Origin of the sequence: Streptomyces sp. A 4/2, from assembly GCF_940670765.1 — a bacterium.
Lineage (GTDB): Bacteria > Actinomycetota > Actinomycetes > Streptomycetales > Streptomycetaceae > Streptomyces.
In genome coordinates this window covers 412,418-430,167 of record NZ_CALNVW010000002.1, presented here as the reverse complement: position 1 = coordinate 430,167, position 17,750 = coordinate 412,418, and the positions used below count along the sequence as shown (strand labels likewise).

General features: G+C 70.4%; 22 protein-coding genes. 10 read left to right on the top strand and 12 right to left on the bottom strand.

What is annotated here, in order from left to right:
• The first annotated feature begins 16 nt into the window (after nt 1–16).
• The 3 genes from NBY69_RS02605 (at nt 17) to NBY69_RS02595 (ending at nt 1,880) form a co-directional block, all read left to right on the top strand.
• A complete protein-coding gene (locus tag NBY69_RS02605; protein WP_250297937.1) occupies nt 17–445 on the top strand; it encodes a DUF6304 family protein in 429 nt (142 codons plus the stop codon).
• A gap of 158 nt (nt 446–603) precedes the next feature.
• Nucleotides 604–1,530: a DUF1648 domain-containing protein gene (locus tag NBY69_RS02600; RefSeq protein ID WP_250297936.1), complete on the top strand. Its 927-nt coding sequence runs from the start codon at nt 604–606 to the stop codon at nt 1,528–1,530.
• Nucleotides 1,530–1,880, top strand: a complete 351-nt coding sequence (locus tag NBY69_RS02595) for a GntR family transcriptional regulator (protein WP_250297935.1) — start codon at nt 1,530–1,532, stop codon at nt 1,878–1,880. Before NBY69_RS02600 ends, NBY69_RS02595 begins: the two co-directional genes overlap by 1 nt.
• A 73-nt stretch (nt 1,881–1,953) precedes the next feature.
• Here the strand turns inward: NBY69_RS02595 and NBY69_RS02590 are convergent, their stop codons facing one another.
• Together NBY69_RS02590 and NBY69_RS02585 are read right to left on the bottom strand one after the other, a co-directional pair.
• Complete coding sequence (locus NBY69_RS02590) at nt 1,954–2,367, bottom strand: VOC family protein (protein WP_250297934.1); 414 nt, start codon at nt 2,365–2,367, stop codon at nt 1,954–1,956.
• Between the two features lie 33 nt (nt 2,368–2,400).
• The gene (locus NBY69_RS02585; RefSeq protein ID WP_250297933.1) at nt 2,401–2,841 is read right to left on the bottom strand and encodes a DUF2809 domain-containing protein; all 441 of its coding nucleotides are present in this window, start codon (nt 2,839–2,841) and stop codon (nt 2,401–2,403) included.
• A gap of 376 nt (nt 2,842–3,217) precedes the next feature.
• On the opposite strand from NBY69_RS02585, the gene NBY69_RS02580 reads away from it, so the two are divergent.
• Entirely contained in the window at nt 3,218–3,595 is a 378-nt protein-coding gene (locus tag NBY69_RS02580; protein WP_250298027.1) for a carboxymuconolactone decarboxylase family protein, read from the top strand.
• A 74-nt stretch (nt 3,596–3,669) separates the two neighbouring features.
• Here the strand turns inward: NBY69_RS02580 and NBY69_RS02575 are convergent, their stop codons facing one another.
• The 5 genes from NBY69_RS02575 to NBY69_RS02555 all read right to left on the bottom strand — a co-directional run bounded on the left by NBY69_RS02575 (nt 3,670) and on the right by NBY69_RS02555 (nt 7,623).
• Nucleotides 3,670–4,413: a phosphotransferase gene (locus NBY69_RS02575; protein WP_250297932.1), complete on the bottom strand. Its 744-nt coding sequence runs from the start codon at nt 4,411–4,413 to the stop codon at nt 3,670–3,672.
• Between the two features lie 92 nt (nt 4,414–4,505).
• Nucleotides 4,506–5,138: an MFS transporter gene (locus NBY69_RS02570; protein WP_250297931.1), complete on the bottom strand. Its 633-nt coding sequence runs from the start codon at nt 5,136–5,138 to the stop codon at nt 4,506–4,508.
• Between the two features lie 85 nt (nt 5,139–5,223).
• On the bottom strand, nt 5,224–6,462 hold the full coding sequence (locus NBY69_RS02565; protein WP_250297930.1) for a hypothetical protein: 1,239 nt from the start codon (nt 6,460–6,462) through the stop codon (nt 5,224–5,226).
• The gene (locus NBY69_RS02560; RefSeq protein ID WP_250297929.1) at nt 6,459–7,016 is read right to left on the bottom strand and encodes a SigE family RNA polymerase sigma factor; all 558 of its coding nucleotides are present in this window, start codon (nt 7,014–7,016) and stop codon (nt 6,459–6,461) included. Before NBY69_RS02560 ends, NBY69_RS02565 begins: the two co-directional genes overlap by 4 nt.
• A gap of 199 nt (nt 7,017–7,215) precedes the next feature.
• Nucleotides 7,216–7,623, bottom strand: coding sequence for a VOC family protein (locus tag NBY69_RS02555; RefSeq protein WP_250297928.1), 408 nt, complete (start codon nt 7,621–7,623; stop codon nt 7,216–7,218).
• A gap of 110 nt (nt 7,624–7,733) precedes the next feature.
• On the opposite strand from NBY69_RS02555, the gene NBY69_RS02550 reads away from it, so the two are divergent.
• Nucleotides 7,734–8,849, top strand: coding sequence for a YafY family protein (locus NBY69_RS02550; protein WP_250297927.1), 1,116 nt, complete (start codon nt 7,734–7,736; stop codon nt 8,847–8,849).
• A gap of 117 nt (nt 8,850–8,966) precedes the next feature.
• A complete protein-coding gene (locus tag NBY69_RS02545; protein ID WP_250297926.1) occupies nt 8,967–9,431 on the top strand; it encodes a hypothetical protein in 465 nt (154 codons plus the stop codon).
• Nucleotides 9,432–9,635: 204 nt separating this feature from the next.
• Here the strand turns inward: NBY69_RS02545 and sodN are convergent, their stop codons facing one another.
• The gene (gene sodN, locus NBY69_RS02540) at nt 9,636–10,031 is read right to left on the bottom strand and encodes a superoxide dismutase, Ni (protein WP_164266635.1); all 396 of its coding nucleotides are present in this window, start codon (nt 10,029–10,031) and stop codon (nt 9,636–9,638) included.
• A gap of 142 nt (nt 10,032–10,173) precedes the next feature.
• On the opposite strand from sodN, the gene sodX reads away from it, so the two are divergent.
• Nucleotides 10,174–10,599: a nickel-type superoxide dismutase maturation protease gene (sodX, locus tag NBY69_RS02535; protein ID WP_250297925.1), complete on the top strand. Its 426-nt coding sequence runs from the start codon at nt 10,174–10,176 to the stop codon at nt 10,597–10,599.
• Here the strand turns inward: sodX and NBY69_RS02530 are convergent.
• Nucleotides 10,503–11,132 carry an ABATE domain-containing protein gene (locus NBY69_RS02530; RefSeq protein WP_250297924.1) on the bottom strand — a complete coding sequence of 210 codons (630 nt, stop codon included), beginning with the start codon at nt 11,130–11,132 and terminating at the stop codon, nt 10,503–10,505. The two genes, sodX and NBY69_RS02530, sit on opposite strands and share 97 nt — an antisense overlap.
• A gap of 184 nt (nt 11,133–11,316) precedes the next feature.
• Between NBY69_RS02530 and NBY69_RS02525 the strand changes: the two genes are divergently transcribed.
• A complete protein-coding gene (locus NBY69_RS02525; RefSeq protein ID WP_250297923.1) occupies nt 11,317–12,078 on the top strand; it encodes a class I SAM-dependent methyltransferase in 762 nt (253 codons plus the stop codon).
• 116 nt (nt 12,079–12,194) lie between these two features.
• Here NBY69_RS02525 and NBY69_RS02520 read toward each other — a convergent pair whose 3' ends face one another.
• The 3 genes from NBY69_RS02520 to NBY69_RS02510 are packed head-to-tail and all read right to left on the bottom strand — an operon-like array spanning nt 12,195 to nt 14,877.
• Nucleotides 12,195–12,947, bottom strand: a complete 753-nt coding sequence (locus tag NBY69_RS02520) for an amino acid ABC transporter ATP-binding protein (protein ID WP_250298026.1) — start codon at nt 12,945–12,947, stop codon at nt 12,195–12,197.
• A gap of 5 nt (nt 12,948–12,952) precedes the next feature.
• Nucleotides 12,953–13,891 (bottom strand): amino acid ABC transporter permease, encoded by a 939-nt coding sequence (locus NBY69_RS02515; protein ID WP_250297922.1) that lies wholly within the window; start codon nt 13,889–13,891, stop codon nt 12,953–12,955.
• Nucleotides 13,892–13,920: 29 nt separating this feature from the next.
• Nucleotides 13,921–14,877: an ABC transporter substrate-binding protein gene (locus NBY69_RS02510; RefSeq protein ID WP_250297921.1), complete on the bottom strand. Its 957-nt coding sequence runs from the start codon at nt 14,875–14,877 to the stop codon at nt 13,921–13,923.
• 523 nt (nt 14,878–15,400) lie between these two features.
• Between NBY69_RS02510 and NBY69_RS02505 the strand changes: the two genes are divergently transcribed.
• Both NBY69_RS02505 and NBY69_RS02500 read left to right on the top strand, forming a co-directional pair.
• Nucleotides 15,401–16,615, top strand: a complete 1,215-nt coding sequence (locus NBY69_RS02505) for an NADP-dependent malic enzyme (protein WP_250297920.1) — start codon at nt 15,401–15,403, stop codon at nt 16,613–16,615.
• A 166-nt stretch (nt 16,616–16,781) separates the two neighbouring features.
• Nucleotides 16,782–17,747 carry a zinc-binding dehydrogenase gene (locus NBY69_RS02500; protein WP_250297919.1) on the top strand — a complete coding sequence of 322 codons (966 nt, stop codon included), beginning with the start codon at nt 16,782–16,784 and terminating at the stop codon, nt 17,745–17,747.
• The last annotated feature ends 3 nt before the right edge of the window (nt 17,748–17,750 follow it).

The window sequence follows — 17,750 nt, the reverse complement described above, 5'->3', positions numbered from 1 at the left end:
CGCTACAGTCGCGCTCATGACACCACAGTCATGGGCCGGCTGGTACCGGGACAGCCATGGATCAGATGCCCTTGTGATCAGCGCCGTAGAGCGTCAACTCCGCACCCGGATCAGGGGAGTCGACTATGCGGGTACTTCGTTCGACTCGTTCGCACCGGTCGACGGTGCGCGGCCGGAGGGTGGCGGGCCACTGAGCGACTGCGTGCTGGAGTGGGACATGCCGCTCCCGGTGGTCGCCGAGGACAGCACGGCCCAGCAGGCCACGCTCAGCTGCCTGCTGGCCCTGCGGCGTCCGGCCACCGACCTCGGCGTCACGCTGCACTACGGCGGCACGAGCTATGTCTCGGGCAACGACCAGGGGGACTTCGGGGCGGCGCTCGCCCTCATCCAGGAGCAACTCCCGCCCGGTGCCACACTCCAGGCACCCTTCACCGCCGCCGTGTAGCCGACGCCCCCTCCCCAGCGGACAGATCCAGTCAGCGGTCCCGCACCGGTACTCCGGTGCGGGACCGCTGCGTTCATCTGTACGGGTGCAGCTGGGTGGGTTCGCTTGACGACCCCTCCCTTCATTGTTCTACTTGGATGCAAACAATGGAGGTTTCCATGGGGCCTGACCGCATCCGACGTGTGGCAGTCACGGGGCTGCCCTTCCTGCTCGCCTACGTCGTCGACCTCGTACTCTTCGTCCGGCTGCGGGACCGGCTGCCACACCGGCTGGCCACTCACTTCACCGGCACCGGTCAGGCCAACGGCACCTCCGGGCAGCTGAACTTCTTCATCGTCCTCACGGCGCTCACGCTCGGCCTGGGCCTGGTCTGGGTCCTCGTGTCGCGGGGAGTACGGGGCCTGATAGTGACCGGCTGGGCGGTCGCCGGGTTCTGCTGCTATCTGATGGCGGCGACCCTGTACGCCAACCTGCGCACCTCTCCCGAACTCCCGCTCTGGCAGATCGCGGTGGCCGCCGGTGTGGCCGCGGTGTCGGCAGCCGTCGGCCGGGGGCTGAGCCGGTCCCTCCGGTCCGAGCTCCCCCCGGCGGAGGACGGACCCGTCGAGCGGCTCGACCACGCGGACGGCGAGACCCTGGGCTGGGCCCGGTACGCGGGCACCCAGCTGATGTGGATCCTGCTGCTGGCCGCGATCGGCACCGCGCTCGTCGTCCTGCTCACCGCCGGATGGCAGCCTGCCGTACCGCCCCTGCTGCTGGGCCTGGTACTCCTGCTCTTCGCCCGGCCCTGCGTCACCGTGGACCGCCGGGGCCTGACCGTCTCCACCGGATGGCTGCCCTGGCCGCGTCTCCGGGTGCCGCTGAACGAGGTCGAGCGGGCCACGAGCCGTGAGGTCGACGCCCTGAAGGAGTTCGGAGGCTGGGGTTACCGCGTTCGGGCGGGCCGTTCCGGCCTCATCCTCCGCTCCGGCGAGGCCATCGTGATCCGACGCACGAACGGCCGCGACTTCGCGGTCACCGTCGACGGCTCCGCCGATGCCGCGGCCCTGCTCAACACCTTGGCCGACCGGCAGGGCAGCCGCTGATGCTCTTCCGGATCGATCCGTCCTCCGCGGTCCCGCTGGGGGACCAGATCGCGGCCTGTGTCCGCGGCGCGGTCGCCGACGGCGCGGTGGCCGCGGGCGAACGGCTCCCGGCCGCGCGCATGCTCGCCGACTCCCTGGGGGTCAACGTCCATACCGTGCTCCGCGGTTACCAGCGGCTGCGCGAGGAGGGCCTGATCGAACTGCGCCGGGGCCGCGGCGCGGTCGTGGTGGGCGGCGCCGCGCAGGGGCGGGCGCGGCTGCTGGCGCGGGTACGGGAACTCGCTGTGGAGGCCCGGGAGCTGGGCCTCTCCGACGAGGAGGTGCTGACGCTGGTCCGCGACGCGCTCTGAGGTGAGGGGCCCGTAACAGGCCACGGGAGTAAGCCGGTTGCCCGGCCGCACCGTGCCCGGGTGCCCACCCGGCTCAGTAGGTCTGGAGCTCCAGCAGATGCCCGTCGGGGTCCCGCAGATGCGCTGCCCGCAGGGCCGGACCCCACTGCGGACGGTCCTGCGCCGCGGCCACCACCACGGCGCCCGCTTCCGTGCACCGGGTGACCGCCGCGTCCAGCGCGTCCCGGTCGGCCAGGTGCACGACGAGGGAGAAGAGATCCTGCGCCTTCTCCCCCTGCGGGAGCCCGTCGGTGCCCAGCGCGCCGGACATGAAGCGCCTCTCGAAGAGGGCGAAGACCGTACGGCCGTCCTGGTCCCAGCTGGCATACCCGGCCGACTCGTCGCCACCCGCCAGCACGGCCCCGGTGAGTCCGGGGAGCACGTCCCGGTAGAAGCGGAAGGTCTCCGCGAAGCGGTCGACCAGCAGGCGGGTGTACGGCGCGTCCATGGCGCCGAAAATACCCGATCGAGGGGGAGTTGATCAGTGAACGGGGTCGCCCGTTCCGGTGAGTCCGCCGGGGCGTCCGCCGGAGCCGTGCGCCGTGCCGGGCGGGCCTTCCGGCTCCCTGCGACCCTCGGCCGTGTGCCCCGCCACCGCCGCCACCGCCCAGCAGAGAGCGGCGCCGACGGTGTACCAGAGCAGGTCCGGCGGGTGGAAGGTGGAGCCGAGCAACGGCCTTAGCACGGACGGGATCCCGGCGATCTGGAGGAACTCGACGGCCCAGCTGAAAGCGAGTGCGATCCCGGCCGTGGTCACCGCGCGCAGCCGGGGCGCGAGCAGCACCACCACCAGGTACACCAGGACCGTGTAGAGGCTGTCACCCGCGCACTTGGCGAACGCGCCGTCCGACCAGGCGCGTACTCCGAGACCTGCGACGACGGTCAGTACCGCGGCCCCGGACGCCCACCACCGTCTGCTCATTCCGCGCAGCCTACGCAGTTCACACCGAGGGCGTGCGAGGCTTCCGCACGGCCCGTCCGCGCGGTGGCCGGGGCCCGCTCCGGCGGGACCTCCCCGCGGTCGGCCCGGACCCGGAGACCGAGGCGAAGGTACTGGGCGGCTGATGCGGGCAGGACGGACCGCTGTCACCCCCTTGACCTGGCACAAGGCCGCACATCTACTTCTCCCTACAACAGGCGAACGTTCAACCGTCTTGCACGGCTCCTCGACCTCCTGACGAGGAGCCCGGAACGGAGCAGCTATGAACACCCCGACCGATCCTGCCCTCCCGCGCACCGCACCGGATCTCACCTCGGACGCCGTCGCCGAGACCCGGCAGGACCGTTTACAACGGGGCATGGTCATGCTCGACCAGGTCGTCGGCGAGGGTGGCCGGCAGGTCATCGAGTCGCTGGCCGACATCTCGCCCGACCTGGGCCACCACATCGTCGCCTGGGCCTTCGGCGACATATACAGCCGTCCCGGACTCGCGCTCAGGGACCGCCAGTTGGTGACGCTCGGCATGCTCACCGCGCTGGGCGGCTGCGAGCCGCAACTCGACGTCCACATCAACGCGGCACTCAACGTCGGTCTCAGCACCGAGGAGATCGTCGAGGCGCTGATGCACTCCGCGGTCTACTGCGGGATGCCGAAGGCGCTCAACGCCACCGCCGTCGCGAAGAAGGTGTTCGCCGAGAACGGGCTGCTCACCGAGGAGAAGAAGACCGACCGGTGAGCCCGGCCGCCCGCGCCTGACATGGACTCCTGGCCGTATCGGCGCCCGTCACCGGGCGCGCTACCGGCCGGGGTTCAGCGCTCCGCCGACGCCCTCACCAGAGCGACGGCCTCGCCGATGAGCCCGATCTCGTGCGGGCTCATCGTCGGGTTGGCGGCGCGCATGTCCCCGGCCCGCTCCAGCGGCCAGGAGGCCACGTCGGCACGGCCGTGGAGCAGCGCGGACAGCAGCGAGCGGACCGGCTGCACCAGCTCCGCAGGCGCGTCGAGAGCGACCTGCGCCAGGATCAGCGCCGACATCGCCCAGTCCAGCTCCGGTGGGCCCTCCACGGTGTTCGACCAGTCGATGACCATCGGCCCCGCGGCCGTCACCATCACGTTCTCCGGGTGCAGATCGAGATGCAGGATCCGGTCCCCGGGGTCGGCCGCGAGCCGCGCCGGGGCCTCGTGCAGTCGGTCGAGCAGCCCCGCCAGCATCGCACCGGCCTGCACCGCGGTGACCTGGCCGGCCAACGCGGCCTCCACCAGCGTGGGACCGTCCAGCCGCCGCATCACCAGGTCCGGACCCTTCGAGTCCGGCCGTATCTCGGGTACCGGGTATCCCCACCGCGCCAAGTGGGCCATCACGGCGGCCTCTTCGGCGGTGTCCGCACCCTGGTGCCGGTAGCGGCGCAGCACCCACTCCTCGTCGATGGCGAACACGTCCGCCGTCCGGCCCGCACCGATCAACTGGTCCGGCCGTACGGGGCTGTTCCCGGCCAAGCCGTTCTCCTCATCGGGTCTCTCCGCCGAACTGTTCGCCACCGCAAGGTCGTTCATGAACTGGCTCCCCACACAACTGGCTCTCCACAGAGCGAACGTCTCGGAGCGGCTTTCCTGAAATCGCCCCCCTTCGGCAGAGATTACCGAGATCAGGCGGAGGCGCCGGAACCCGACGGCCGTACCGAGAGACTGATGCCCGTTGCGAGCAGACAGACCGCGCCGCACCCCATGAAGAACACCCCGGTGCCCCAGGCGGCGGTGATCAGCCCGGCCAGCGGGTAGAGCAGCGGGCTGAGCCCCACCGTGCACAGGCTCGTCACCGCTGTGACACGCCCCAGGTAACGGATCTCGGCGCGCTCCTGGAGCAGCCCGTTGCTCACCACCACGGCCGCGCCGCTCGCCGCACCGAGGAACGCGCCCAGCGCGACGGCGGTACCCGGCCCCGGCGCCCGGCCCAGGGCGACGACCAGGACCGTGGTGAGCAGCAGGGCGCCGGACAGGACACCACGGGCGTACGGGACCCGCTTCACGGCGGCCAGCAGCAGACCGGACACCGCGCCGCCGACGGAGAACGCGGCCAGGATCCAGCCCAGCGCACCCGCGCCCCAGCCGTGCTCGTCCGTGAGCAGCAGCAGCCCGGTGCCGACGGGCCCGCTGAAGCACATCTCACCGAGCCCGATGACAAGCACCAGCCGGATGAGATGCCGGTCGGCCCGCAGGTAGCGCAGGCCGTCCCGGAAGTCCTGCCCGGCGGTCGTGGAGCGGCGTTCGGCCGTCGGCACACCATAGAAGCAGGAGAGTTCTTCCGGAAGAACTCTCCTGCTTCTCCTGCTTCTTCTTCGGCTTCTGTTCCCTCTGCGAGTGGGCTCAGCGCCTCGCGAAGACCGGCTCCCAGCGCCCCCCCGAGAAGTCCTTCGGCGTGCGGGCACCGCTGAGGACGACTTCCTTGTCGCTGCCGAGGGTGACCAGGACGAGCCGGGTGTCGTACTCGCCGCCGCCGGGCACGATGTCCCAGGCGATCAGCCGCTTGCTGTCGGCCCAGGCGAGGAGTTCCTGCCCGCGCAGCTTGGCGGTTCGCTTCCCCGTGCGCGGGTCCAGCACCTGGGTCGCGGTGCTCCTGACGCCCCCCGCGAAGCCGCCCGCGACGAGCCTGCCGTCCGGGGAGAGACCCGCCGGCGCGGAGAAGAGGTCGATCGCCTTCTCCCGCGCGGGTACGTCCACCTTCCTGCCGCGCAGATCCCGGTAGTAGACGCCCGGTTCCATGTTGACGGGCTCGTACAGCAGGGTGCCGTCGGTGTTGAACAGCAGGTCCTCGCCCGAGCCGAAGTTCCTGCCACCCGGACCGGTGAAGGAGGGCAGGGCGTGCCAGTCGACGGTGTTCTTCGCGAGGTCGACGACGGCGAACCCGGTGCGGCAGGGCGTAGGTTGCGGCTGCTCCGTGTTGTTGACCGGGATCTTCAGGGACCAGTACGAGCGGTCCGGGTTCTTGGCGAACGTGGTGGCGACCAGCTTGCTTCCGTCGGGCGAGAAGGAGACCGCGCCGACGCCCTGCGGAACCGGGATCCAGCGGGTCACCCGGCCGGTGAGCAGATCGAGCAACCCGATCCGCCGCGCGGGCAGTTCGCGCTCCAGGACAGCGGCGGTGCGCATCCCGGGGGCGGCGGCCAGATACGACCAGCGCGCGTCCACCACGTACCGGCCGGTCTTCTGGTCCAGTACGGAGTAGGTACGGGTGGTGATCTCGTCGTGGTTCGGCTGCTCGGCCTTCTTGGACGTGTAGTACGCGGCGACGGCCTGGTCACCGACCGCGATCAGCTCGCGCGGCGGGGACTGGTCGGCATGGCGGAGGATGTCGCCGTGCCCGACCGAACTGGCCAGCCGGGGGCCCTGGCCCTGGTCGGAGTCGGAGTCGGAGGAGCCGAGCAGGGCGGGCACGCCCACTGCGGCGGCCAGCACCAGCACGGTCGCGGCTGCGGCCCCGGCCACCCCCCGGCCCCTGCGGCGGCGTCGGACGGCGAGGACCCGGTCGGCGAGACCGGAAGGCGCGGCCGGTGTGGCGGCGGCCTGCTCCCGCAGGGAAGCACGGACGAGTTCCTCGGTGTTCACGGTCGTACCTCCACGGGTGCGAAGTCGCGGGAGCGCGGCTGTACGGCTTCGGGACTGCCGAGCGCCGAGAGTTCGGGCGCGAGCGTGCGCAGCTTGGCGAGCGAACGGTGGGCGGTGGAGCGGACCGTGCCGACGGTGCACCCGAGGAGGCGCGCCACGTCCGCCTCGGGCAGGTCCTCGAAGTACCGCAGCACCAGGACGGTGCGCTGACGGGCGGTCAGCCGGGCGAGCGCGTCGCGCATCACGAGCCGCAGTTCGGCGGCTCCGGCAGCGTCGGCGCTGCCGTCGCGGTCCGGGGGTTCGGCGACGGTGAGCTCCTTGCGCCGCCCCTTCAACCGCCAGCGGCTTACCTGCTGCCGGTAGAGGATCTGCCGGACGTACGCCTCGGGCTCGTCGATCCGGTGCCAGCGGCCCGCCGCCTTGACCAGCGCGTTCTGCAGCAGATCCTCGCCCGCGTGGCGGTCGCCGCCACTGAGCAGCACGGCGGTCCTCAGCAGCGCGGTCGATCTGTTCGCCACGAACTTCCGGAAGCTCTCCTGATCTGTGGCATCCATCGTCACCTTCTCTTGCCGTTCTCTTCGCGACGGGCCGATCGCCCTTCCCTGCCCGTACTGACGCGTGCGGGTGCCTCCCGCTATGCCGGGCGGCGGAGAGAAGGCGTGTCACGAACGGCGGGCCGGGCCTCAGGTGCCTGACCCGGGCCACGCGGGCAACGGACCGTCCCCGGTGCGGGCCCCGCCTCGCGGACGCCTCTCAACGGTCCTGCCTGTGCCGGGCCTCGGGGGTGACGGGCGTGAAGAAGTTGATCAGATTGCCGTCGGGGTCCCGGAAGAGGAGGGAGCGGTTGCCCCACGGCATCGTCGTCGGCTGCTGGACGCACTCGAAGCCGAGGGGCGCCAGGCGCCGGTACTCCGCGTCGACGTCGGCGACGCGGAATTCGGTGATCACCGTGTGGTTGGCGGCCGGTCGGGCAGAGTCGGCGCCGAACAGTGCCACGGTGCGGCTGCCCGCGACGGCCAGCGTGCAGGACGGCGTGACGAGTTCGGCGAACTCGGGGGTCGACCACGTGGCCGGGATGCCGGTGACCTGTTCGTAGAACCCGACGAGTCGAGCGACATCGTGGGTGATCACGCGGATCGAGACGAAGTTGACGAAGTTCATGAGCGGCTTCCTGCCAGGAGTGGTCTCGGACGAAGGGATGAAGTGGCGTCCCGAACGCTAGAACCGATACCGGACAGAATCCGCCCGGTATGTGCGGCAGACTTTCCGGGGTGACCACATCGTCGACCGCCCGGGTGCTCGCTCTGCTGGAGATCCTTCAGGGCGGCGGCATCCGCACGGTCCCGGACCTGGCCGTGCGCCTCGGCGTCGACGAACGCACCGTCCGCCGCTACGTCGGCCACCTGCTGGAACTCGGCGTGCCCGTCGACTCGGTGCGCGGTCGGTACGGCGGCTACCGGCTCGCCCCCGGCTACCGGATGCCCCCGCTGATGCTCACCGACGACGAGGCGCTGGCCGTTCTGCTCGGTCTCCTGGCGGGCCGGAGATCCGGTCCGGTCACGGCGTCCGCCACAGCGAGCGGCAGTGCCACGGCGAAGCTGCTGCGGGTCCTGCCCAGGGCCCTGAGCCGACGGCTGGACGCGCTGCTGGAGACGGCCGACTTCACCACCCGGCCGGGTCCCGCCACCCCACCGGAAACAGAGGTGCTGCTCGAACTCGCCGAGGCCGCACGCGATCGGCGGCCGGTGGCGATCACGTACACCGACCGGAAGGGCCGCAGCACCGACCGCACCGTCCTGCCCTACGGACTCGTGGCACATTCCGGGCGGTGGTACCTGACGGGTGTCGATCCGGCCGACGGGGGGATACGCACCCTCCGGCTGGAGCGGATCGGCGCCCTGGCCGTGCAGCCCGGCTCGTTCGACGTCCCGGCCGGATTCGACCCGGCAGCCACCGTGCTGAGCGGCCTCGCGGACGCGCCCTGGACCCACGAGGTGTCGCTGCGGATCCGCGCCGACGCCCCGCACATCCGCGGCCACCTCCCGGCCGGGATCGCCACTCTGTCCCCGATCTCGGCCGCACCGACCGATGAGGCCGCACCGGCTGTACGGGCCGCACCGGCCGAAGCGGACGGGACCGACACCGGCAGGGTACGTCCCGGCAGTTCGGGTGCCTCCGGGACGGCCGACGAAAGTACCGGATGGGTCCGCGTCCGGATCCGGGCCGAGCGGCTGGACTGGATTCCGCCCGTACTCGCCGCCCTGGACCGCCCGTTCGTCATCGAGCACCCGGTGGCCCTGCGCGATCTCGTACGCGCGCTGGCCCACCGCCTGGACGGGTATGCGGCTGCCGACGGCGAATCCCCGCCCGGCCGGACGACGGCCTGATCTCACGAGCAGCGGGCTCTTCGGGAGTCCCCGACCATGCGCCCCTTTCGAAGTCGTTGAAGCTGGTGCAGGCCCAAGTCAGGTGGAATGAGGCCGACTTGTGGTGGACTCTGGACCATGAACGATGCTTATGAGGGGACCGGGGTAGCTTCGGCGAGCGATCTTTCTCGTGACCCGACGGTTCGTCTGCTCGCCGAGGTCGAGCGGTTGCGCAAAGAAGCACGGCAGAAGACGAAGCTCGCCGACCGGCGAGCCTCGTTCTGGGCGGTCGCCGATATCTCCCTGGGCTTCCCTGCCGCACTTCTCGCCGCGGTGTCCGGCGCGACGGGGCTGACCACGCCGGATGCACGCACCCCTGCGGCGCTGCTGGCACTGGCATCTGCGGGGCTGTCGGCAGGGGCGGGGTTCCTGCGCAGCGACACGAGACGAATAGGCCACAAACGCGCTCGAAAGGCGTGGGCCGCCCTGGAGGGCGAGGCCACGGTGGCGTTGACGCAGGAGCAGCCGGATCAAGAATGCCTCCGCCGCCTGTTCGAGATGCGCCAGGCCGCGCTGACGGCCTACGAAGGTGACGACGCCTGATCGCGCGCCTTGCTGCGCGTCGAGCACGCAAGCGATGTGCTCGTGCTGCGAGGTCTCGTGCGGTTCTGTGAGCACCCCGAAGGGCCGCGCCGGGGGGCTGCGGACCGGCGGGAGAGCGGAGAAGGACCCGACCGCTTCGAGCAGTCGGGTCCTTCTCGTTGGCGCTCTGACCTGCTGTCCGGTCGGAAACCGAACGGCATGACATCAAGCCTTCTTGGTCTCCCAGAAGATCTTGTCGATCTGGGCGATGTAGTCCAGCGCCTTCTGGCCCGTGGCCGGGTCCGTCGAGCCCTTCGCCGCCGACAGCGCCTTCAGGGCGTCGTTGACGAGCTGGTGCAGCTCGGGGTACTTCTCGAAGTGCGGGGGCTTGAAGTAGTCGCTCCAGAGCACCGAGACGTGGTGCTTGGCGAGCTCGGCCCGCTCTTCCTTGATGACCGTGGCGCGGGCCCGGAAGTGCGGGTCCTCGTTGGCCTGGTACTTCTCCTGAACGGCCTTGACCGACTCGGCCTCGATGCGGGCCTGGGCCGGGTCGTACACACCGCAGGGGAGGTCGCAGTGGGCGCTGACCTTCACCTTGGGGGCAAACAGGCGGGAAAGCATGGAGCTGTCCTTCCTCGTGATCGTCTTCTCTGGTGGGACATTACTCCGTGAGAGGCCCGAATTCGCGAGTGCCCCCAGGGGCTTAGGACAAAAGTCCAGGGCCAGTATGGGACTGGTGGACGATCGGACCGGGAGATGTCGGATGACGGATCAGGGGCGGGACAAGCGGCGCCCATTGGGTGTGGCCGAGGTGACGGGCCCGTCCATGGTGCCCACTCTGCTGCAGGGGGACCAGCTGTTGGTGCATTACGGCGCGGTGCTGCGGGCGGGTGATGTGGCCGTGCTCTGCCACCCGTTGCAGCAGGATCTGCTGATCGTGAAGCGGCTGATCGAGCGCCGTGAGGGCGGGTGGTGGGTGCTCGGGGACAGTTCGGCGGCCGAGGCGATGGACAGCCGGGCGTTCGGCACGGTCCCCGACGAGCTGCTGCTGGGGCGGGTGCGGGCCAGGTACCGGCCGCTCATGCCGGGCCGTCAGCGCTCGGCCGGGGTGCTGCTCTCCTGGCTGCTGTCGGCGGTGCGGCCGGTAGCGGCCGACCGGGACGTCTCCAGGCGCTTGCGCGCGCGGTAGGCGGCCACATTGGCGCGGGTCGCGCAGCGGTCCGAGCAGTAGCGGCGTGAGCGGTTGGTCGAGGTGTCGAGGTAGGCGTTGCGGCACGGCGCTGCCTCGCACAGGCCGAGTCGGTCCACGCCGTACTCGGTGAGGTGGAAGGCGAGCCCCATCGAGGCGATGGCCGCGTAGCCGGACGTCGCGTTGGAGGGGTGGTCGGCGAGGTGCATGTGCCAGAGCGGCCTGCCGTCCTCGTCGCGGTGGTCGTGGCCGGAGACCTGCGGGGAGACCGGGAACTCCATCAGCAGTGAGTTGAGGAGGTCCACGGCCAGGGTCTCGTCCCCGGCGTCCGCCGCCTCGAACACGGCGCGCAGTCGGCCGCGTACCGAGCGGAAGCGTGTGACGTCGGCGTCCGTGGCGCGGCGGGCCGCCGACCCGTTCGCGCCGAACAGCTCGCGCACCGCGTCGACCGTGGTGAGGGAGTCCTTGTTCCGGGCCGGCTCCTCGCTGTTGACCAGGCGCACGGCGTAGTCCGAGTAATAGGCCAGTTCCACTTGTAGTCCTTACGGGGGCGGTCTAAGGTCGAGCGCAGCTGACGTAATGACTGCTACGACTTCGAGGGTATTACGTACGGGTGCTTTCCCTCTGGCGCGGACCAGGTGGAAGGCGCTGGCGGAAACGACGGCGGAAACGACGGCGATGACGATGCCGGGGAGAGTGACGGAGACGGTGACGGACATGACGACGGACGTGACGGGTACGGACTGGCGGTCCTGGCAGGCGAGCTGGGACCGTCAGCAGGAGTGGTACATGCCGGACCGCGAGGAACGGTTCAGGGTCATGCTGGACATGGTCGAGGCCCTGGTGGGCCCCGAACCGCGCGTACTCGATCTGGCATGCGGTACGGGAAGTATCACGGACCGGCTGCTCAAGCGGTTCCCGGGAGCGACCAGTACCGGCGTCGATCTCGACCCGGCCCTGCTCACGATCGCCGAGGGGTACTTCGCCGGTGACGCGCGCGTCACGTTCGTCACCGCCGATCTGAAGGACCCCGGCTGGGTGGACCGGCTGCCGCACCGGAGTTACGACGCGGTGCTGACGGCCACCGCGCTGCACTGGCTGCACAGCGAGCCGCTCGCCGCGCTGTACGGGCAGCTCGGCGGCCTGGTCAGGGACGGCGGGGTCTTCATGAACGCCGACCACATGATCGACGACGAGACCCCGCGGATCAACGAGGCCGAACGGTCCCGGCGCCATGTGGCCATGGAACGTGCCAAGGCGTCCGGCGCGGTCGACTGGGCCGCCTGGTGGGCGCTCGCGGCCGAGGACCCGGCCCTCGCCGGGCCGACCGCGGAACGGTTCGAGATCTACGGCGAGCACGCGGACGGCGACCAGCCGTCGGCGCGGTGGCACGCGCGGACCCTGCGCGAGGCCGGGTTCGGCGAGGCGCGGCCCGTCTGGGCCTCGCCCTCGGACACGCTGCTGCTCGCGCTGAAATAGCTCGCGCGGAAGTAGCTCCTGCGGAAGGAGCTCGCGCGGAAGGAGCTCGCGCCGGAGTAGCCGGGCGGCACGGGGAGGGGCGGTACGGGCCGTACCGCCCCTCCCCGTGACCGCGGCTACAGCACCTTCGACAGGAACGACTTCGTCCGGTCGTGCTGGGGGTTGGTCAGGACGTCCCGTGGGTGGCCCGACTCGACGACCACGCCGTCGTCCATGAAGACCAGCGCGTCACCCACCTCGCGGGCGAAGCCCATCTCGTGCGTCACGACGATCATCGTCATGCCGTCCTCGGCCAGTCCGCGCATGACGTCCAGGACGTCACCCACCAGCTCCGGGTCGAGCGCCGACGTCGGCTCGTCGAAGAGCATCAGCTTCGGCTCCATCGCCAGCGCGCGGGCGATCGCCACCCGCTGCTGCTGGCCGCCGGAGAGCTGGGTCGGATAGCTCGCCGCCTTGTCGGACAGCCCGACCCGGTCGAGCAGCCGCTCCGCACGGGCCCGCGCCACCGCCTTCGCCTCACCGCGCACCTGGACCGGTGCCTCCATGACGTTCTCGATGGCCGTCATGTGCGGGAAGAGGTTGAAGCGCTGGAAGACCATGCCGATGTCCCGGCGCTTCAGGGCGACCTCGCTGTCCTTCAACTCGTAGAGTTTCCCGCCCTTCTGGCGGTAGCCCACCAGGTCCCCGTCGACGTACAGCCGCCCGGCGTTGACCTTCTCCAGGTGGTTGATGCACCGCAGGAACGTCGACTTCCCCGAACCGGACGGGCCGATCAGACAGAAGACCTCCCGCGGGGCGACCTCCAGGTCGATCCCCTTGAGGATGTGCGCGGCTCCGAAGGACTTGTGGACGCCTTCGGCCTTCACCATCGCCGTCATGCGGACACCCCCGAGCGGTTGCTGAACGACCCCAGATTCGCCTTGATCCGCTGCAACGGGGTCAGTGGCAGGCTGCGGCTGGAGCCGCGTGCGTAGTACCGCTCCAGATAGAACTGACCGATGGAGAACACCGTCGTCAGCACCAGGTACCAGGCGGCGGCCAGGAACAGCATCTCGACCGCGGCCCCGGACGTCTGCCCGATGTCCTGGGCGGTGCGCAGCAGTTCGTAGAACTGCACCGCCGCGACCAGCGAGGTGGTCTTCAGCATGTTGATGACCTCGTTGCCCGTCGGCGGCACGATGACGCGCATCGCCTGCGGGACGACGATCCGGCGCAGCGTCCTGGCGTGGCTCATGCCGAGTGCGTGCGCCGCCTCGGTCTGGCCCTCGTCGACCGCGAGCAGGCCCGCCCGGCAGATCTCCGCCATGTACGCGGCCTCGTTCAGCCCCAGCCCGAGCAGCGCCGTCAGCAGCGGCGTCATGAAGCTCGACCAGTAGTCCTTGTAGATCGGGCCGAGGTTGATGTACTCGAAGACCAGGCCCAGGTTGAACCAGACCATCAGCTGGACGAGGACCGGGGTGCCCCGGAAGAACCAGATGTAGAACCACGAGATCGACGAGGTCACCGGGTTCTTGGACAGCCGCATCACGGCCAGCACGATGCCGCCGACGATGCCGATCGCCATGGAGAGCACGGTGAGCAGCAGGGTCTGGCCGACACCGTGGATGATCCGGTGGTCGAAGAAGAAGTCGGGGATCGCCGACCAGTTGATCTTTCCCTGGGAGAACGCGTAGACGATCGCCACGAGCACGGCGATGGCGACGACCGCGGCGACGTACCTCCCGTAGTGCCGGACCGGGATGGCCCTGATGGCCTCCGGGGGTCCGGCGGGCCGCGCGTCGACGGGGCCCACCTTTTCCATGTCAGCAGTCATGGGTGATACCTCTCAGCGCCGGTGTCCGGTCAGGATCCGCCGTTGATCTTGGCAGAGGTGACCGCGCCCTGCTCGGCACCCCACTTGGCCAGGATCTTGTCGTACTCACCGCTCTTGATGATGGCGTCCATCGCCTGCTGGATCGCCTTGGTGAGCTGGTCGTTGCCCTTGGCGACGGCGATGCCGTACGGAGCGGCCTGGACCGTGGGGCCGACGATCTGGAAGTCCTTGCCGCCGCCCGAGGTCTTCACCGCGTACGCGGCGATGGGGGAGTCGGCGGAACCGGCGTCGGCGCCGCCCGAGCGCAGCCGGGTCTGGGCCTGCTGGTCGTCGTCGAACGGCTGGATGGTCAGCTTCTTGCCGGCCGGACACTTCTTCGCCTGGGCCTTGGCGAGATCGTGGGAGACCGTGCCGCGCTCCATGACGATCGTCTTGCCGCAGAGGTCCGCCCAGGACTTGATGCCCTCGTCCTTGCCCTTCTGCGTGTAGATCGAGACACCGGCGGAGTAGTAGTCGACGAAGTCGACGCCCTCACCGACCTTCTTGCCGTCCGAGATGCCGTTCTGCCGGTCCTTGGTGTCGGTCATCGCGGACATCGCGACGTCGTAGCGCTTGGCGCGCAGACCGGTCACCAGCGTGTCGAACGTGCCGTTCTCGAACTCGAACTTCACCCCGAGCTGCTTGCCGAGCGCCGCGCCCAGGTCCGGGTCGATGCCCGCGACCTTGCCCGAGCTGTCCTTGAACTCGACGGGTGCGTAAGCGATGTCGGAGCCGACCTTGACGACGCCCTTCGCCTTGATGTCCTGCGGCAGCAGCTGGCCGAGCGGCGCGCCGCCGCCCTTGACCGTCTCCGAGCCCTTGGGCGCGTCGTTCTTGGTCTGGTCGCCGCAGCCGGTCAGCAGCAGGGCGCCGGCGACCGCGATGGCGCCGACCGCGGCCGTCCGGGACTTCATTGCGGTCGTGCGGCGCGTGGAGCGTGCGGTCATGGCGAGGGTCCTCCGGCGGATCGTGGATACCGATGCAGGAGCCGCGACCCCACGTTGACGGGGAGTCGCGACCATGTGGTTACGGCATCTTGCCAGCCCAACTGGTCCGTTCAGGTGGCTGGGCATGTCAAAATCGGGTAACGGGTCACCCCCGTTCCCTCATTGGCCGGTACGACAGCACCGGACCATCTGCTGGAACGCGCACCTTCCGCCGGAGAATCTCCGGCCGCGCCGACGCGTGGACCCCGTTCGTGGCACCCGGACGACGGGCCCGAATATCCCGCTATGAGTCACGTCACCGAGTCGATTTGGACTCGTCCGTGGTGCGGTCCATCCGGTAGAACAGACGGTTACACCCCTCATCCGGGGCTCAGGGCGCGTGTGCGGCGCGCCCGCGCGTATGTACCTCCCCCCGCCCGGCGGGCCAACCGGCCGGCGCGGGGCACGTACGCGGTGCCCGCCCACCCCTCCTCAACCAGGAGTGGCCACCCTCAACTGATGAAGACTTAAGGGGTCACAACCAATGGCAGCGGAGATCATCAATCCTCGCAGCGACAGCTACACCTCTTCCTCGCACGACGAGGAGCCCTTCGATCCGGCCTTCGCGCTGCATCGCGGCGGCAAGATGGCCGTTCAGGCCACGGTGCCGGTGCGCGACCGGGACGACCTGTCCCTCGCGTACACGCCCGGCGTGGCGAAGGTGTGCAGCGCCATCGCCGAGAACCCGGAACTCGTCCACGAGTACACCTGGAAGTCGCAGGTCGTGGCGGTCGTGACGGACGGCACCGCGGTGCTGGGGCTCGGCGACATCGGCCCGGAGGCGTCCCTTCCCGTGATGGAGGGGAAGGCCATCCTGTTCAAGCAGTTCGGCGGTGTCGACGCCGTTCCGATCGCGCTGGCGACCACCGACACCGACGAGATCATCGAGACCGTGGTGCGCCTCGCGCCCTCCTTCGGGGGCGTCAACCTGGAGGACATCTCCGCGCCGCGCTGCTTCGAGATCGAACGCAGGCTCCAGGAACAGCTGGACATTCCGGTCTTCCACGACGACCAGCACGGCACCGCCGTCGTCACCCTGGCCGCCCTGCGCAACGCGGCGACGCTCACCGGGCGTTCGCTGGGCCAGCTGCGCGCGGTCATCTCGGGCGCGGGCGCGGCGGGTGTCGCGATCGCGAGGATCCTCGTCGAGGCGGGCATCGGCGATGTCGCGGTGTGCGACCGCAGAGGCATCGTCTCGGCGGACCGCGAGGACCTGACCGACATCAAGCGTGAGGTCGCGGGCTTCACGAACAAGGCCGGTCTGGCGGGCCCGCTGGAGACGGCGATGTCCGGTGCGGACGTGTTCATCGGGGTCTCGGGCGGTACGGTCCCCGAGCCGGCCGTCGCCTCGATGGCCGAGGGTGCGTTCATCTTCGCGATGGCCAACCCGAACCCGGAGATCCATCCCACGGTCGCGAGCAAGTACGCGGCGGTCGTCGCCACCGGGCGCAGTGACTTCCCGAACCAGATCAACAACGTGCTGGCGTTCCCCGGCATCTTCGCCGGGGCGCTGCAGGTGCGGGCCTCCCGGATCACGGAGGGCATGAAGCTCGCCGCGGCCGAGGCGCTGGCCGCCGTGGTGGCCGACGAGCTGACCCCGGAGTGCGTGATTCCGTCGCCGTTCGACGAGCGGGTCGCCCCGGCGGTCACCGCCGCGGTGGCCGCGGCGGCGCGCGCGGAGGGTGTGGCGAGGCGCTGACGGATCCGGGGCCCGTTCGCGGGCCCCGGTCTCTCCGGCGGGTGCGGCGCACGTCGCACCCGCCGCCCTCCCGCCCCAGGGCGGGGGCCGTTTCTCCGTCGGACGCGGCGCGGGTCACACGCGTGGCCGGTTCCGCCGGGGTCGGGCGGACCCTAAGGTCGGGTCCATGTTCGCCGCCTACGCAGCCCGCATCGACCGTGCCCACCCGCTCAACGGCCTGGAGCTGGGGGAGCGTCCGGCCCCCGTGGCCCGCCCCGGCTGGACGACGGTCGACGTCCGGGCCGCCTCCCTGAACCACCACGACCTCTGGTCGCTGCGCGGGGTGGGACTCGCCGAGGACAAGCTGCCGATGATCCTCGGCTGCGACGCCGCCGGGATCGACCAGGACGGCAACGAGGTCGTGCTGCACTCCGTCGTGGGGCAGACGGGGTACGGGGTGGGAGCCGGTGAGAAGCGGTCCATCCTGACCGAGAAGTACCAGGGGACCTTCGCCGAACAGGTCACCGTCCCTGAGTGGAACGTGCTCCGCAAGCCGAAGGAGCTGACCTTCGAACAGGCCGCCTGCCTGCCCACCGCCTGGCTCACGGCGTACCGCATGCTCTTCACCAACGCCGGGGTGCGGCCCGGCGACTCCGTACTCGTGCAGGGAGCGGGCGGTGGCGTGGCGACCGCGGCCGTCGTCCTCGGGAAGGCCGCGGGCCTGCGGGTGTACGCCACCAGCCGGGACGCGGCCAGGCGCGAACGGGCCGTGGAACTGGGCGCGGTGGACGCTTTCGAGCCCGGTGCCCGGCTGCCGGAGCGGGTGGACGCCGTCATCGAGACGGTCGGCGCCGCGACCTGGTCCCACTCCGTCAAGTCGCTCAAACCGGGCGGAACCCTGGTGATCTCGGGCGCCACCAGCGGCTCGGACCCGGCCTCCGCCGAACTGACCCGGATCTTCTTCCTGGAGCTCAGGGTCGTCGGTTCGACGATGGGCTCCAAGGACGAGTTGGAGGACCTGCTCGCCTTCTGCGCGGCCACCGGCGTACGGCCCGTCATCGACGAGGTGCTGCCGCTGGACCGGGCCCGCGAGGGCTTCGAGAAGCTGGCGTCCGGCGAGCAGTTCGGCAAGATCGTGCTGACCTGCCCGTGACGC

What these genes read in the sequence shown, in the direction of transcription:
- NBY69_RS02580 (WP_250298027.1), top strand. Translation starts at nt 3,218, where the DNA reads ATGGTCATGCTCGACCAGGTCGTCGGCGAGGGTGGCCGGCAGGTCATC.
- NBY69_RS02605 (WP_250297937.1), top strand. Translation starts at nt 17, where the DNA reads ATGACACCACAGTCATGGGCCGGCTGGTACCGGGACAGCCATGGATCA.
- NBY69_RS02515 (WP_250297922.1), bottom strand. Translation starts at nt 13,891, where the DNA reads ATGACTGCTGACATGGAAAAGGTGGGCCCCGTCGACGCGCGGCCCGCC.
- NBY69_RS02595 (WP_250297935.1), top strand. Translation starts at nt 1,530, where the DNA reads ATGCTCTTCCGGATCGATCCGTCCTCCGCGGTCCCGCTGGGGGACCAG.
- NBY69_RS02500 (WP_250297919.1), top strand. Translation starts at nt 16,782, where the DNA reads ATGTTCGCCGCCTACGCAGCCCGCATCGACCGTGCCCACCCGCTCAAC.
- NBY69_RS02510 (WP_250297921.1), bottom strand. Translation starts at nt 14,877, where the DNA reads ATGACCGCACGCTCCACGCGCCGCACGACCGCAATGAAGTCCCGGACG.
- sodX (WP_250297925.1), top strand. Translation starts at nt 10,174, where the DNA reads ATGACGGATCAGGGGCGGGACAAGCGGCGCCCATTGGGTGTGGCCGAG.
- NBY69_RS02555 (WP_250297928.1), bottom strand. Translation starts at nt 7,623, where the DNA reads ATGAACTTCGTCAACTTCGTCTCGATCCGCGTGATCACCCACGATGTC.
- sodN (WP_164266635.1), bottom strand. Translation starts at nt 10,031, where the DNA reads ATGCTTTCCCGCCTGTTTGCCCCCAAGGTGAAGGTCAGCGCCCACTGC.
- NBY69_RS02585 (WP_250297933.1), bottom strand. Translation starts at nt 2,841, where the DNA reads ATGAGCAGACGGTGGTGGGCGTCCGGGGCCGCGGTACTGACCGTCGTC.
- NBY69_RS02505 (WP_250297920.1), top strand. Translation starts at nt 15,401, where the DNA reads ATGGCAGCGGAGATCATCAATCCTCGCAGCGACAGCTACACCTCTTCC.
- NBY69_RS02525 (WP_250297923.1), top strand. Translation starts at nt 11,317, where the DNA reads ATGACGACGGACGTGACGGGTACGGACTGGCGGTCCTGGCAGGCGAGC.
- NBY69_RS02590 (WP_250297934.1), bottom strand. Translation starts at nt 2,367, where the DNA reads ATGGACGCGCCGTACACCCGCCTGCTGGTCGACCGCTTCGCGGAGACC.
- NBY69_RS02600 (WP_250297936.1), top strand. Translation starts at nt 604, where the DNA reads ATGGGGCCTGACCGCATCCGACGTGTGGCAGTCACGGGGCTGCCCTTC.
- NBY69_RS02545 (WP_250297926.1), top strand. Translation starts at nt 8,967, where the DNA reads ATGAACGATGCTTATGAGGGGACCGGGGTAGCTTCGGCGAGCGATCTT.
- NBY69_RS02520 (WP_250298026.1), bottom strand. Translation starts at nt 12,947, where the DNA reads ATGGTGAAGGCCGAAGGCGTCCACAAGTCCTTCGGAGCCGCGCACATC.
- NBY69_RS02575 (WP_250297932.1), bottom strand. Translation starts at nt 4,413, where the DNA reads ATGAACGACCTTGCGGTGGCGAACAGTTCGGCGGAGAGACCCGATGAG.
- NBY69_RS02560 (WP_250297929.1), bottom strand. Translation starts at nt 7,016, where the DNA reads ATGGATGCCACAGATCAGGAGAGCTTCCGGAAGTTCGTGGCGAACAGA.